The 13904-nt window shown below is 61.2% G+C and carries 12 protein-coding genes; 1 reads left to right on the top strand and 11 read right to left on the bottom strand.

From position 1 onward, the window contains the following. Window positions 1-6: 6 nt before the first annotated feature. The 8 genes from PGR6_RS12210 to PGR6_RS12175 all read right to left on the bottom strand — a co-directional run bounded on the left by PGR6_RS12210 (window position 7) and on the right by PGR6_RS12175 (window position 8462). Window positions 7-786, bottom strand: a complete 780-nt coding sequence (locus tag PGR6_RS12210) for a 2-keto-4-pentenoate hydratase (RefSeq protein WP_064617309.1) — start codon at window positions 784-786, stop codon at window positions 7-9. After that, window positions 783-2390: a bifunctional 3-(3-hydroxy-phenyl)propionate/3-hydroxycinnamic acid hydroxylase gene (locus PGR6_RS12205; protein ID WP_064617307.1), complete on the bottom strand. Its 1608-nt coding sequence runs from the start codon at window positions 2388-2390 to the stop codon at window positions 783-785. The genes PGR6_RS12210 and PGR6_RS12205 overlap by 4 nt, the downstream gene beginning before the upstream one ends. A gap of 62 nt (window positions 2391-2452) precedes the next feature. After that, on the bottom strand, window positions 2453-3055 hold the full coding sequence (locus PGR6_RS12200; RefSeq protein ID WP_018927859.1) for an amino acid synthesis family protein: 603 nt from the start codon (window positions 3053-3055) through the stop codon (window positions 2453-2455). 10 nt (window positions 3056-3065) lie between these two features. Further along, window positions 3066-3533, bottom strand: coding sequence for a VOC family protein (locus PGR6_RS12195; RefSeq protein ID WP_064617305.1), 468 nt, complete (start codon window positions 3531-3533; stop codon window positions 3066-3068). Between the two features lie 11 nt (window positions 3534-3544). Beyond that, window positions 3545-4585 (bottom strand): VPS10 domain-containing protein, encoded by a 1041-nt coding sequence (locus tag PGR6_RS12190; protein ID WP_018927857.1) that lies wholly within the window; start codon window positions 4583-4585, stop codon window positions 3545-3547. Window positions 4586-4597: 12 nt separating this feature from the next. After that, a complete protein-coding gene (locus tag PGR6_RS12185) occupies window positions 4598-5392 on the bottom strand; it encodes an SDR family NAD(P)-dependent oxidoreductase (RefSeq protein ID WP_019578593.1) in 795 nt (264 codons plus the stop codon). 26 nt (window positions 5393-5418) lie between these two features. Beyond that, window positions 5419-6909, bottom strand: a complete 1491-nt coding sequence (locus PGR6_RS12180; RefSeq protein WP_018927855.1) for an aldehyde dehydrogenase family protein — start codon at window positions 6907-6909, stop codon at window positions 5419-5421. Between the two features lie 11 nt (window positions 6910-6920). Then, window positions 6921-8462 carry an acetolactate synthase large subunit gene (locus tag PGR6_RS12175; protein ID WP_064617303.1) on the bottom strand — a complete coding sequence of 514 codons (1542 nt, stop codon included), beginning with the start codon at window positions 8460-8462 and terminating at the stop codon, window positions 6921-6923. A 247-nt stretch (window positions 8463-8709) separates the two neighbouring features. Between PGR6_RS12175 and PGR6_RS12170 the strand changes: the two genes are divergently transcribed. After that, window positions 8710-9468 (top strand): IclR family transcriptional regulator, encoded by a 759-nt coding sequence (locus PGR6_RS12170; protein WP_018927853.1) that lies wholly within the window; start codon window positions 8710-8712, stop codon window positions 9466-9468. Between the two features lie 49 nt (window positions 9469-9517). Here PGR6_RS12170 and PGR6_RS12165 read toward each other — a convergent pair whose 3' ends face one another. From PGR6_RS12165 to PGR6_RS12155, 3 genes are all read right to left on the bottom strand, one after another. Continuing rightward, on the bottom strand, window positions 9518-10843 hold the full coding sequence (locus tag PGR6_RS12165; protein ID WP_018927852.1) for a hypothetical protein: 1326 nt from the start codon (window positions 10841-10843) through the stop codon (window positions 9518-9520). Between the two features lie 3 nt (window positions 10844-10846). Further along, the gene (locus tag PGR6_RS12160; RefSeq protein ID WP_018927851.1) at window positions 10847-12280 is read right to left on the bottom strand and encodes an aldehyde dehydrogenase family protein; all 1434 of its coding nucleotides are present in this window, start codon (window positions 12278-12280) and stop codon (window positions 10847-10849) included. Window positions 12281-12369: 89 nt separating this feature from the next. Continuing rightward, a complete protein-coding gene (locus PGR6_RS12155) occupies window positions 12370-13818 on the bottom strand; it encodes an APC family permease (RefSeq protein ID WP_064617301.1) in 1449 nt (482 codons plus the stop codon). Window positions 13819-13904: the final 86 nt, after the last annotated feature.

Raw genomic sequence — 13904 nt, 5'->3', positions numbered from 1 at the left:
TATCGTTCACACCGGGGCGGCGTCCGCCGTGAAAACCAAAGCCAGTTCCATGCCAAGCATGTGCAGGCAGTACGTGGCGGGCTGGATATTCATCGGCGGCAACAACGCCCCGGACAACACGACCTGCCCAGCCTCCACAGGTTGACCGTCGGCCAACAGACGCCGAATCAGCCAGCACAGATTGGCCAGCGGGCTGTCCTCCCGATCACGCGTATTACCGTTACCGCAGAGCGCGCCGTCGCACTCCAGGCGATACGCTACGTTGACGTGGTGTACAGGATCGAACGGGATACGCGGTCCGAGACAATAAAGCCCCGCCGCCGCGTTGTCGGCAAGAAAGGCGCCCACTCCGAAATCCCAGCCCTGCCAACGGCAGTCGGCGATCTCGAACGCGGGCGCTACGTCGCCGATGGCGGCCAGAATATCCTCGTCACGGTAATCCCCCGGCGCCAGGGTACGCCCCAATACAAACGCCAATTCGATCTCCAGCTTGGGCTGGATCAATCGCGAGAACTCCACCGCCGTACCCGGCTCGACGATCATGCTATCCATCAGGCCGCCATACACCGGCTCGTCAAGGCCAAAGCGTTTTTGCGCGGCGCTGCCGGCGAAGGCGACCTTCCACCCGCTCAGTCGCTCGCCTGCGGCTTGTTGGTGATCCAGCGCCTGGCGTTGCAGCGCATAACCCGCAAGCCGATCTATCGCCTCGGGGACCAGTGGCGCAATGGCTTGCACCGTGCGCGTTGCCTGATGTAGCCGATTAAGTAGCGCGTTACCGCTGTTCATGACAGTTGCTCCGCCAGTTTACGCAGCACACCTTCAAGCCTCTCTGGTGTGGTAATGGCGGCGACAAACCGGTCCGGACGCACCACTACGATGCAGTCACGCACCTTGGAGAACCATTCACCCAGGCGATTATCCACGTCCTCCACGCTGATGGCGTCCGAGGCCGTCAACGGCTGGCCACGTCCGATGCCGCTGCGCGAACGATTGACCTGAATAAAACGCGTGTCCCAGCGCGCCCAATAAGCGGCCATTTCCTCGCTGAGTTGCTCGCGCGGGTTCACCCGATAACCCAGCACCGCATAGGAATTGCCAAGCACTTCGTCCAGGCGACGACGCTGCCCCTGGGCGTCTTCGATATGCGGCTGTACAAACAGCTGGCCGACCAGGTCGTCCTCGCGCAACTCGGCCCGCTCGTGATAGACCAAGCCCTTGGTGATGGTGGCCTTGGGTTTGAATTTGAACTCCAGCAGGTGCGAGCGCAGGTTGTCGACACTGTTCACCGCCTGGAACAGCCAGTCGCGCACGCCGGCCATCAGCGGGTTGGTCATTCCCAGTACCGCGCCCATGTTGTCGGCCAGGGCTACCAGCTCGGTGGCATGCCCACGGCGCTCCTGGTCGTAGCTGGCGAGGATCGAGTGCGAGGCACGGCCCTGGATGATCGCCGCCAGTTTCCAGGCCACGTTGGCCACGTCCCTCAGCCCGGAATTGAGGCCCTGCCCGGCCCAGGGTGGAGAAATATGCGCGGCATCACCCACCAGCGCCACACGCCCTTCGACAAACCGCACCGCGACCCGGGAGTGGTGGGTATAGGCGCGGATGCGGATGATGTTCAACTGATCGACCGCGTTGCCGATATGCCCACGGATCAAGTCGCGAATGGTGCTTTCCTCACACATCCTCGCTTCATCTTCGCCCTCCAGGAGCATGAATTCCCAGCGGCGTTGCTGGTACGGCAGATAGATGCACACGAAGGGCCGCTCCGGGTCGGCATGCAGTGCGGTGTAGGGTGCATCTAGGGTGTCATTGGCCGTATCGACCACCACCCATTTGCGCGCATGTGTCAGCCCCGACAGCTCGATACCAAGCTTTTTACGCACCGTGGAGCGTCCGCCATCGGCGCCGATGACATAGTCAGCCCGCAGTTGATAAATCTCGCCTTGAGCATCGCGCACCTGCAATGTCACGCCCTGCCCGTCCTGCTCGAGTTCGAGCATTTCGTGGCCTTGGCGCAACACAACGCTGGCACGCTGTCCCAGGGTTTCGCGCAACGTGCCTTCCAGCAATTGCTGCATGAAAATATTACGCATTGGCCAGCCGTAATGGGCGGTACTCGGCTTGACCTCGGCGAAGCACACACCGCGTGCATTGTAATAGCGCAGCGGTACATCGCAGATCATGTCGCGTACAGCGAGATCGGCGATGCCGATCCCCTGCAGCACGCGCAGTGCTTCATCATCCATGCCCACCGCGCGTGGGTAAGGCAGTACGCCGTCGGCAAGCTCAAGGACGACGCAGTCGATACCGTACATCCCCATATAGTGTGCGGCCGTGATCCCGTTAGGGCCGCCGCCGACAATGACAACTTGGGTCTTCTCCTGCTTCATCGCTATTCACCGCTTTCTTGTTGTGTTTTTAATCCGACGCCGCTAAAGCCATGCGCCTGAAATCAGTGCAGTCCATCAATACCTTTGACGTCTGCCGCCTGCAGACCGCCCAGCCGCGCATGCAAGCGCCCGCGCGTGGCGAAGGCCCAGATCACGATTACCTCATCCGGCGCGGGGCCGTCGCCAAACATCAGGGACATGCTGTCGTAATGGGAGCGTACATACAGTGCATCCTTGTGGGCCAACGGCACATCGATGGTTGAACCCGGGGCGCCCCGTTTGCCGGTGGACGGCACCCAGGATTTGCCCCCGCCCAGCGCCAGGCGCACCGGATCGGCAGCCGGGTTGGTCAGGAACGCATTGCCGTGTTCGTATTCGCCCTGGCTGCCCACCATGCAAGCTTTACCGTAGCTGACAATATCCCGCGAGCCGGCCAGCGCCTGAATGCGACGACCGAACTCTTCGCCCAGCAGCGGCGACGGTTCTACCAGCTCTGTCAGCGACTCGCTGTAGCGACCGGCATAGGGGTTGGCGATCACGGCGGCGACGGCATATTTGAACAGCGGCTCGCCATCGGCTAACTGGCCACTTTCGTTGGCCAGGGTTTCTTCGACAAAGCTGTACCACTTGCGGATGTGATACGAAGCAAAATTCGCGGTTTTCATCTGGGTGGCCTCAAAGCGGGTCTAGTGGGTCTAGTGGGTCTAGATTGAAATGTCGGCTTGGCGCGCCAGCGGCCTTGAACCGGGCCTTGCCGCGCGCATCGTCGTGTTCGGTCTCAAGGAAAAATTCCATGCGATTACCGTCAGGGTCGTTGAAATACACACCATGGCCGATTTCGTGATCGGTGATCTTCACCACCTCGACGCCCTTGCCCAGCAACATGCCGTAGAGCTGGCGCAAGGTGGTCATGTCCCCGGCGATTTCCAATCCATAGTGTTGCAACCCCAACCCGCCCTGATGGGCGCCGGGCTCTGCACGAAGCAAGGCGATGTCGTGATGTTTGGTGCCAAACGCCATCATGACCCAGCTTTCGCCCCGGGCACTTTCATGCATGCCCAGGATGTCGGCGTACCAGCGTGCCGACACATCAGGATCACTTACCGAGAGCGATAAGTGAGTACGAAGGATTTCGACTTTCATCGCGTGATACCTCAGCTTTTTTTGACCACGGATTGATGCCCTGCCTTGATCTGCGCCACTGCGGGGGTCCAGAGCACGTCAGCGATCTCACTGAATTCGCGCCACTGTTTCTGCCAGCCATCACCGCCATTCCCGGAGGTGAACAAGTGCCCGTACTTGGTTCCCGCAACGATCTGTCGCGGATTTTCCGGGTTGAAGGCAATGGCCCAGACGCAGGAATTGGGTTGTTGCGGCAGGGGCAGCACTTCCCAGCTGAGCGCAGCATCACGGGACACCAGGATCTTGCTGGTGGTGCCGGGCGTGCCATCGGAAATACTCAGGTACAGGTCGCTTTGCGTGCCCAACGGTGCGTTCATGGCGCGCATGTAGTACAGGCCGAACGCTTCTCGACCGATAATGCCAGTCCAGGTCAGCCCCTCATCCAGGCTGCGGTAGACGGCGTTGACGCAGACCACCACGATGACTTTCTGACCATGATTGGGCAGTACCAGAATGTTGTGGACATCCGAGTTGTAGTCCCACAGCAGCCGATCATCGACGCGCGTCCAGCTGTCGCCACCGTCACGGGAGTGGAATAACCCACCCTCTTCAAGGCCGAACCATAGCTGGTTGCGGTCGGTCGGGTCATAGGCGAAAGCCAGCAGCCGTGGGCGGCTGACTCCGTCGCAGAATTCCGGAATCTCAACCGGCGCACGATCCCAACTGAGACCACCGTCCAGCGTCCTCCACAGTACGGCGCGCGAAGGTGCACCGGTGCCGACGAAAATCCGTTGCGCGTCCTGCGGATCGACGGCGACTTTCCAGACCGTCTGCCCGTTGAACGGCGAATCGACCCGCTGCCAATGGCCGCCGGTGTCGCGGCTGACACACAAACCTACGTCCGTGCCGGCGTAGATCACCTCAGGCTCGCCGGGGTGCACGCTCAAGGATCGAGTGATCGCGTCGAACTCCAGATCCTGGCCCAGGCCCAGGCGATGCCAGGTCCGACCCTCGTCGGCGCTGCGGATCACCGCCTGCCCTACCGTGGCCACTAACAGGGTTCCGTTACTCATCGTTGGTGCTCCTCAGATGTAGATGCCGCGGGTCAAACCGCCGTCGATGCCGATGGATTCTCCGGTCACCGCGCCAGCCTTCGGCGACGCCAGGAAACCAATCAGCCAGCCCATTTCAATCGGTGCCAGGGTGCGGCGAATCGGCGTCGCGTCGATGTAGGCCTGCTCAACCTGTTCCGAGGTCTTGCCTTGCTTGACCGCTTCGCGCTCGTACAACTCCTGGATGTGCGGGGTATCCACCACGCCGGGATGGATCAGGTTGACCGTGATGCCCGAAGGGCCCAACTGGTCGGAGAGGGTTTTGGTCATGTGGGCGATCGCCAGGTTGCGCATCCCCGAGAGGACTTTGCTGCTACGCCCGGTGAGGCCGCCGATGTTGATGATGCGACCGAAACCGCCGGCCTTCATGTGCGGGGTCACTGCCTTGGCGCAACGGAAGTAGCCGATCACCTTGGTGTTGAGATCCGACAGCAACTCGTCGTCGCCGGCATGTTCGATGTCATTGCGCACCACGCCGGACGGCGCTGCGGCACCGTTGACCAGGATGTCGATGCGGCCGAAGTGTTTGTGCGCAGCTTCGACCATGTCAGACACGGCCGACATCTGATTGGTGTCGCAGTACAGCGGCAGTACTTCGTTGCCGGTCTGAGCCGTGATCTCTTCGGCAGCCTGTTGGAGAAACTCCATGCGGCGTGCGCAGATCACCACCTTGCAGCCCTCCTCGGACAGAAAACGTGCGACTTCCTTGCCGATACCCATACCGCCGCCGGTGACGATGGCCACGCGGCCTTTCAATTCCAGATCCATAGCATTTCCTCTTGTGATTATTCGGTTCAGGCGAGATCGACGAAGACGCTCTTGGTCTCGGTGTAGGCATCGATCACGTTTTTACCCATTTCCCGGCCCCAGCCAGATTGCTTGTACCCGCCGAACGGCGAAGCCGCGTCGACCACGTTCCAGCAGTTGATCCACACCGAGCCCGCCTTGAGCTGCGCCGCCACGCGGTGCGCCGAGCGCAAGTCGCGGGTCCACAGGCCTGCTGCGAGGCCATAAGGCGAATCGTTGGCGCGCAGCACCAGGTCGTCGATTTCGGTCCAGCTCATGACGGTCAGCACCGGACCGAAGATCTCTTCGCGGGCGACACAGGCACGTTCGGCGCGATCAAGGAACACGCTGGGCGCAATGAAGTGGCCGCGCTCCAGGTGGGCGGGACGGCCGCCACCGCAGATCAGTTCGGCGCCCTCCTCCTGACCACGTTGCAGGTAGCCTTTGACCGTGCTCAATTGGCGGCCCGACACGAGTGGGCCCATGCTGGTGGCCGGGTCCAAACCATTACCGAGCACGTGGGCGGTGGCATGCCGCTCAAGTTCTTCGAGCACCTGATCGAGCACACTGGCGTGTACGTATAAACGTGAGGCAGCCGTGCACACCTGGCCCTGGTTGTAGAAGATGCCATCGGCGGCACCTTTGGCGGCGCGCACGATATCGGCGTCCGGCAAGATGATGTTCGGCGACTTGCCGCCCAATTCCAGCGAGACCTTTTTCATGTTGCTGGTGGCCGCCTGAGCGATCAGCCGACCGACCTGGGTCGAGCCGGTAAAGGCAATTTTGTCCACGTCGGGATGCTGCGCCAGCGGTCCGCCCGTTTCCGCGCCAAGACCGGTGATCAGGTTGACCACCCCCGCTGGAAACCCGGCGGCCTCGATCAACTGCACCAGTCGAATCGCAACCAGCGGCGTTTGCTCGGCGGGCTTGAGCACCGCGACACAACCTGTCGCCAGCGCCGGGCCAAGCTTCCACACGCACATGTTCAACGGGAAGTTCCACGGTACGATCAGCGCGCACACACCCACCGGTTCACGCAAGGTGTAGTTGAGCATCGGCGCACCGCTGGCCGGCGATACAGGCAACGTGCTGCCTTCGATCTTGGTCGGCCAGCCGGCGAAATAGCGAATGATGGTCGCCGCACTGGCCGCTTCACCTCGAGCGGCCGAGATGGGCTTGCCGTTCTCCAGCGTGATCAACTGCGCCAGCTCCTCGCGGTGCTGATCCAACAGGTCCGCCAGTCGAAACAGCAGCAGACCGCGCTGGGCGGGAGACTGCAGCGCCCAGGCGCCGTTGAACGCTGCGCGGGCTGCCGCAACGGCCGCATCTACGTCACTCGCGTCACCTTGGGCCACTTCCGTCAGGGTTTCTTCAGTTGCCGGGTTTTCCACGGCAAACCGTCGGCCAGCGGCGGCGTCCTGCCAACTGCCACCGATAAACAGGCGGCCAGGCTGGGACAGAAAATGTTGCACAGCAGGTAGCACTTCGAACTGTTTCATCATCGACTCCTTCACAGCGCCATTTCGATCAGGCAAGGACCACCGTCGGCATTGGCATTGGCCAGCGCCTGTTGCAGTTCGGCATTGGTGTGCACCGTGCAGGCCGGCACGCCGTAGCCCTTGGCCAGCGCCTTCCAGTCAATCCGCGGGCTATCGAGCACCGTCAGGCGCAGGGCTTCGGGGCCCATTTCAGTCATGCCGAAGCGGCGCAGTTCGTTCTGCAAAATGGCGTAGCGATGGTTGGCGGCAATCAGGATCACCACCGGCACCTGCTCACGGGCGATGCTCCACAGGGTTTGGATGGTGTACTGGGCACTGCCGTCGGATTGCAGGCAGAACACGCGATTGCCCCGCTCCGCCAAGGCGGCGCCGAACCCCACCGGAATGCCCTGGCCGATCGCGCCACCGGTATTGGTCAACACCCGGTGCCGCGCGGCGCTAGCAGAGGCGGTGAAAAACGGATAGCCACAAGTGCCGCCTTCCACGGAGACAATGCTGTCGTCCGGCAGCGATGCGGCTAAAACCTGGCCGATGGACTGAGGTGTGAGCTCGGCATGGCCTGGCGGCAGTTCGATGCCCATCGGTGTCGGCACGTAGGCCGGTGCATTGAGGGCATCGGCCAGCGCCGTCAGCGCGCCGGCTACATCGTCACCGACATCGGCCAGCGTCAGCAGACGCTCACGCTCGGCGAGGCGCGACGGGATGCCTTCGTAGCCGAAATAACTGATGGGCTCCGGCACCCCGGCACACACGACCTGGTCGTACTGCTCAAGGATTTCAATGGCCACTTCCGGGAAGTACGGCAGGCGATCCAGATCCGGCAAACCACCACCACGGTAGCTGAGCCGTGGAAAGGTCTCGGCAAACAGGCGCATGCCAGGCAGTTGGGCCAGGCGCCCCGCTGCTTCCAGACCCGCGACCGACAACCCCTCATCCCCGACAATAAACACCAGGCGCTGCCCGTCACGCAGGGCCTGCGCCACCGTCTCGACCCGGTCACCGGCAAACCGGCGAACCGGCGCCCGCATCGGAGCGAACACGCCGTTGTGCGTCACTGCGCTGGCTTGCAGGTCCATGGGCAGAATCAGGCTGGCGATCTGCCCTTTGGCCTGCCAGGCCGACCGCACCGCTTCCTGCAAATCTTCGCCGATACCCGACGCCGTGCGCGAGGTGCGCACCCAGCCGGAGACAGTCCCGGCCAAGGCCTGGATGTCACTGGCCAGCGGCGGATCGTAGTTGACATGCCATGACGCGTGATCACCGATCACATTGACGATAGGGGTATTGGCACGACGCGCGTTGTGCAGGTTGGCGATGCCATTGGCAAACCCGGGGCCCAGGTGCGTCAGGGTCATCGCCGGCTTGCCGGCAATCCGGCCATACCCATCCGCCGCCCCTGTACACACCCCTTCGAACAACGACAACACCGGCTTCAGTGCAGGTGCGCTGGCCATGGCCGCCACCAATGGAATTTCGGTGGTTCCGGGGTTGGCGAAGCAGTATTCGATACCGCTTGCCGCTGCCGCATTCACTATCAGTTGCGCACCATTCATTTTCAGCCCTCTTGCTTGAGCATTTGCAGTGATGAGATTTATCACACACAAACACTCAACCAACAAGCATTAAATTCGTATTTGTCTCGCTTTGTGAGATTTATACGATTTTATTTGCACCAGAAAGACTGCCGAGATTGCGTTTTTCTCTCACTGAGGTAGTGTTGCGCCAGCGCTTGGCGCTTCTGCGGGATGTCTGGTCTACGCCGGAACGAAGCACACGCCCTCCCCCGTCTTTAGGAACGAAATGAGTAGCCTGAGCAAATTGCTGAGTGTCCTGGACCTGTTCGGTCCACAGACATTGAAAATCGACCCCGACACCATTGCCGAGCGCATGGGCCTGTCACGTGCGACCGTGTACCGCTACGTCAAGGATTTGTGCGACGCCGGCCTGCTGACCCGCGTGGACGCCGGCAGTTATGGCTTGGGACCGCGAGTCATCGAACTGGACTGGATGATGCGTCAGTACGACCCTATCCTCGTTGCCGGGCGCGAGTTGATGCACGAGCTGTCCGCGCAAACCGGCCTGGCCGTGTTTGCGAGCGTCTTTTATGACGGTCGCATCATCAACACCTACATCGCCGAACCCACCGACACCTACCACTTTGCGTTCGGGCGCGGGCAACCGCTGCCGTTCTTTCGCGGCGCGCAATCCAAGGTGTTGATCGCCTTTCAGAAAGGTCGCCGTTTGCAACGCTTGTTCGACGAGCATATGGCCAACGACCCGGACTGCCCTTATGACTGGTCAAGCTTCTCCAAGGCCGCGAAAAAGATTCGCAAGGACGGTTACTGCCTCACCCATGATGAACTCAACCTGGGCTTGACCGGCATCGCCGCGCCGATCATCCAGACGGACATCGACGAAGTGGTTGGCAGCCTGTCCGCCGTCGGCAGCACGCAGAGCTTCAAGCTGCTGCGCCAGGAAACCGTGATCGAAATGGTCATGGATACCACTCGGCGCATCGCCGAAAATATGCGTAATCAGTCGAACACCACCACGCCCTAGCCTATGGACAAGCCGCCGGTCCCTTACCGGGGACGCGGCGGATGTGCGGTCAGAACGGAACAGCCACCGTCAATTGGCTGTACAGGTTGGTGCCATTGCCGCCGACTTGATTGCCACCCGTGGTTGAGTCCTGATCGGGTTTGTAGAGGCCAATCAGCGGGGTAATGATCAAGTGCGGGTTGGCTGCCCATTCGGCGTAGATATCCAGCTCACGGGCATTGAGGTTCAGCGCGTTGTTTTTACGCACCGTGTCGAAATCGAAGTACAGCGCGCCCAAGGTCAGGTTTTCCAGCGGAGTGGCCTTCAGACCGACGTGCTGAATGCTGGTATTGCTGTTGAACGGCCCGGCGTAGTTTCCGGCGACTTCGCCCTGGAACCAGGTGCCGTAGCCCATGCTCAAGCCAGTGAACAGCGGATCCCATTTCTGTGAATAGCGGGTATAGCGATAGGTCACCTTGGGCGCCCAGGCGGTATCGGCGAAGGTGTAGCCCGCTTCGCCGTACCAGGCTTTCTCAGGCCCGGCGTCCTTGTCCTGCCAGGCGTATTCGAACGCCAGGCTGACGTTCTCGATGCCCGCATCGCCTTCACCGCGAACGCTGTAGACGTTCATGCCTTTGCGCTGGCGTTGAACGTCGGTGGCCCATTGATCGCTCACGTCGATGCCGTGTACCCAGGTCAACCCGATCGTACCCGGCTGGGTGGTGTAATCCAGCGTGCCGGCGGCCAGTTCGGTTTCGGCCTGGACGCGGTTGTCGGATTTGAGCCACACCAGACTGCCGTGCAGGCCATCTTGCCCACCCAGACGCAACAGCGCGGTTTGATCGAACGCATGCCGTGCAGCCAGGTAATAAGCGCCCCCACGGTTCATAGTGCCATTGGCCGGACCCTCGCCCAGGTTCAGTCCGTCATCGTTGATCAGGAACCCTCGGCCCAGCTTGACCACCTGGCGCCCGCCGGAAATATCAACCCCGTCCTTGCCTAACGCAGGGAACAGGTCGCCGGAGCGCCAGCCCAGGTAGGCGTCTTCGATCTTTGTTGTGCGCTCGGTTCCCAGGGAATTGCCGCCTGGGTCGCCGTCGCCCCAGGTGGCGGAACTGACCAGGGCGAATGCCCCATACGCGGTGCCATTGCCCGCCAGGGACTGGTCGCCATTCAAGCCGTACTTGATGAAGCCTTCGCGCCAGGTAGATCCACCGGGTGTGCCGTCGTAGTTCTTGCGACTGTTGAACTGGCCGAACACGGCGGTCATGTCTGCGTTGAGGTGACGGCTCTCATCACTGTACAACTCATAGGCCTGGGCCTGATTGATGGCGCATAGCACCAATGTGCACACAAGCGTGCTACCAAACACGGGATGGCGTGATGGATTGCGCATGGCTCAAGCTCCTTGTGGTGCGCCTTTAAAAGGGCGGACAAACAGCAGTTGCTGGCCAGTGAACTCCAGCAGCCCCTCAAGGCCGAACTCGACGCCAAACCCGGACATCTTGCTGCCGCCAAACGGTGTGTTCGGCTGAATCTGCGCGTGGCAATTGACCCAGGCAACGCCGCTTTCCAGGCGGCTGGCCAGTGCCTGGGCCTGCTCGACATCCGGCCCCCAGACCGATCCGCCCAGCCCCATGTCGCCGGCATTGGCGCGCCGCAGTACATCCTCGACATCCCGGTACGCGATCAAAGGCAACACAGGACCGAACTGTTCCTCGTCGACCAGACGCTGGCCATCTGTCACGTCCGCGACCAGGGTCGGCGGATAAAAGAAACCGGGGCGATCCAGACGCGCGCCGCCGCACAGCACGCGTGCGCCTTGTGCCCGCGCGTCAGCGACCAGCGCGTCGACAAGCTCCAATTGCTCAAGGTTTTGCACCGGTCCAAAGGTGACGCCAGCTTCCAGGCCATCGCCCACCACTTGGCGCGTCGCAATCAGGGTCAGCGCATCAGCAAAGGCCTGGTACTGCGATTCGTGGATATACAGGCGCTTGAGGGCCGCGCAGGTCTGGCCCATGTTGAGAAACGCCGCCTGGAAAATCTCCTCGACCACCGCCTCAACCGGCGTACCGGGCAGAACGATTGCCGCGTCGTTACCACCCAGCTCCAGCGTCAGGCGCTTGAGGTTGTTGGCGGCGCCGCGCATGACGCTTTGTCCGGTGGCGGTCGAGCCGGTGAACACAATCTTCTGAATGCCGGTGTGCGAAGTGATTGCGCTGCCGAAACCTTGCTCACCCGTCAGGCAATTGATCACGCCGTGAGGCACATGGCGGGCGATGATCTCCACCAGGCGCAAGGTGCTCAGCGGGGTCAGGCTCGACGGTTTGCTGATCACACAGTTACCGGCTCGCAGCGCCGGCATGATGTGCCAGACGGCGATCATGAACGGCCAGTTCCACGGCGTAATCGACGCCACCACACCCAAAGGCTTGCGATGCAACTCGATCCGCTGGGTGGGGGTTTCCTCCACCAGCTCCACGGCAATCTCCTGCCCGGCCGCATAGCGGGTCCAGGCGGCGGACCCCATGACTTCGGAAAACGCCAGTTCCAGTGGTTTACCTTGTTCCAGCACAATCAGTCGGGCCAGTGACTCTGCCTCCCGCTCGATATCCGCCGCAACCGCCAACAGGCGCTCGCAACGGTCTGCGTGGGTGCTGTGCCGCCAGCTTTTGAACGCCGCTTGTGCAGCGTCGACCGCCTGGTCGAGTTGCGCCAGCGAGCCGGCGGGGCATTGGGCGAATGCAGCACCGGTGGCCGGGTTGATCACATCAAACTGGCCCTGTTCACCGGCGACCTGAACGCCATTGATGAGCATCTTGTAGTTGTGCATTTGAAACCTTCCTTTCACACACTGACGAGCCATGCCGAGCAACGGCAGGCTGGAATTGTCTGGTTAGTCGAGCAGTAACGAGTGCGGCCTTAAAGCTTGTGGCTGCCCAAGGCAAGAAACCGTTGCGGGGAGATCTTTCGCAAGCGCGCGGCGAGCATGACGCCGATGATCAGGGCCGCGGGAATGATGGCGCAGAGTCCGTAGGACAATAGCTGGCTGGCCCCGGTCAACACGTCGAAATGCACCACCGCCAGCCCCAGCACGAGCACCAATGCCAGGGAGGAGAAAACAGGCAGGATGCGCCCGCGCCATATCCCGACGTTAAGCTCGGGATGACGCTGAAAGTAGACGCAGACCGCTACCGACGTCAGCGCCATCAGTAAAATGACGCAGAGGGTGGCGAGGTTGGAGAACCAGGCGAACAGTTGCAGGATCGGGTCCGCATCCAATGCAGCGAAAATCAGTACCACCACAGCAGCAATCAGGCTCTGCAACACCGAACCCATATGGGGGCTCTGATGCACGCGGTGAGTGGTGCCCAACAGACTGTGCAACAGGCCATCACGGCCGATCGCGTAAAAATAACGCGCGGCGGCGTTATGAAAGGCCAGGAGGCCGGCATAGATACTCACCATGAACAGCACCCGGATAATCTGAGTCAGCCAGGGGCCGACAAAGTGATCGGACATGCCGTAGATAAACGTCGTGGGATCCTGCAAGGCCTGCAGCATCGGCACGATCTTGTCCGCGCCCACGCCCACCACCATCGACCACACCGACAGCGCGTAGAACCCACCGATCAGCAACACAGAACTGTAGGTGGCAATCGGGATAGTACGCTGCGGGTTCTTGGCCTCTTCGCCGTAAATAGTCGTCGCCTCAAAGCCGATAAATGCCGCGAAGCAGAACAGCAAGCCGATTGACGGTGTGCCGCTGAACACATGACCGCGATCAAACGCATCAAGGTTGATGCCGCTGTCGCCGCCGGATTTGAGGATGGAAAAATCCAGGATCAGGATCGCCAGGTACTCGGCGATTACCACCACCGACAGCACCCGCGCAGAAAGGTCGATCTTGCGATAGCCCAGAATCGCAATGCTCGCCATCGCCATCAGCGAGTAGGACCACCACGGCAACACCAGCCCAAATACACTTTCCATGGTGCCACTGACGACCCCACCGAACATGCCATACAACCCGACCTGAAGAATGTTATAGGCAAACATCGCCAACACCCCGGCCGCGCCGCCTGCCAGGCCACCCAAACCACGTGAGGTGAACGCATAAAAACCGCCGGCATTGGTCAGGTGCCGGGACATGGTGGTGTAACCCACCGAGAACGCGAGCAGCACCAGCAACGCCAGGATCAGCAATGCCGGAGTACCGGCACCGTTACCCAACATGATGCCAATCGGGAAGCCACCGGCGATCACACTTAAAGGACTCGCCGCCGACACCACGAAGAAGATGATGAACCCGACGCCCAGGGCGCCACGCTTGAGCTCCGTGGAGCTGTTGATCGAGATAGGTACACTCATGTTGTTGACCTTATTGTATGAGGCAGTCGCTGTTGGGGTGGCCCGATTGAATTCCATCGGCACCAATTAGCGTTTTGTTTTAGTTG

It is taken from the genome of Pseudomonas sp. GR 6-02 (assembly GCF_001655615.1).
Lineage (GTDB): Bacteria > Pseudomonadota > Gammaproteobacteria > Pseudomonadales > Pseudomonadaceae > Aquipseudomonas.
This window is presented reverse-complemented; position numbering and strand designations above follow the sequence as displayed.

What these genes read in the sequence shown, in the direction of transcription:
- PGR6_RS12200 (WP_018927859.1), bottom strand. Translation starts at nt 3,055, where the DNA reads ATGAAAACCGCGAATTTTGCTTCGTATCACATCCGCAAGTGGTACAGC.
- PGR6_RS12175 (WP_064617303.1), bottom strand. Translation starts at nt 8,462, where the DNA reads ATGAATGGTGCGCAACTGATAGTGAATGCGGCAGCGGCAAGCGGTATC.
- PGR6_RS12165 (WP_018927852.1), bottom strand. Translation starts at nt 10,843, where the DNA reads ATGCGCAATCCATCACGCCATCCCGTGTTTGGTAGCACGCTTGTGTGC.
- PGR6_RS12155 (WP_064617301.1), bottom strand. Translation starts at nt 13,818, where the DNA reads ATGAGTGTACCTATCTCGATCAACAGCTCCACGGAGCTCAAGCGTGGC.
- PGR6_RS12180 (WP_018927855.1), bottom strand. Translation starts at nt 6,909, where the DNA reads ATGAAACAGTTCGAAGTGCTACCTGCTGTGCAACATTTTCTGTCCCAG.
- PGR6_RS12205 (WP_064617307.1), bottom strand. Translation starts at nt 2,390, where the DNA reads ATGAAGCAGGAGAAGACCCAAGTTGTCATTGTCGGCGGCGGCCCTAAC.
- PGR6_RS12160 (WP_018927851.1), bottom strand. Translation starts at nt 12,280, where the DNA reads ATGCACAACTACAAGATGCTCATCAATGGCGTTCAGGTCGCCGGTGAA.
- PGR6_RS12195 (WP_064617305.1), bottom strand. Translation starts at nt 3,533, where the DNA reads ATGAAAGTCGAAATCCTTCGTACTCACTTATCGCTCTCGGTAAGTGAT.
- PGR6_RS12170 (WP_018927853.1), top strand. Translation starts at nt 8,710, where the DNA reads ATGAGTAGCCTGAGCAAATTGCTGAGTGTCCTGGACCTGTTCGGTCCA.
- PGR6_RS12210 (WP_064617309.1), bottom strand. Translation starts at nt 786, where the DNA reads ATGAACAGCGGTAACGCGCTACTTAATCGGCTACATCAGGCAACGCGC.
- PGR6_RS12185 (WP_019578593.1), bottom strand. Translation starts at nt 5,392, where the DNA reads ATGGATCTGGAATTGAAAGGCCGCGTGGCCATCGTCACCGGCGGCGGT.
- PGR6_RS12190 (WP_018927857.1), bottom strand. Translation starts at nt 4,585, where the DNA reads ATGAGTAACGGAACCCTGTTAGTGGCCACGGTAGGGCAGGCGGTGATC.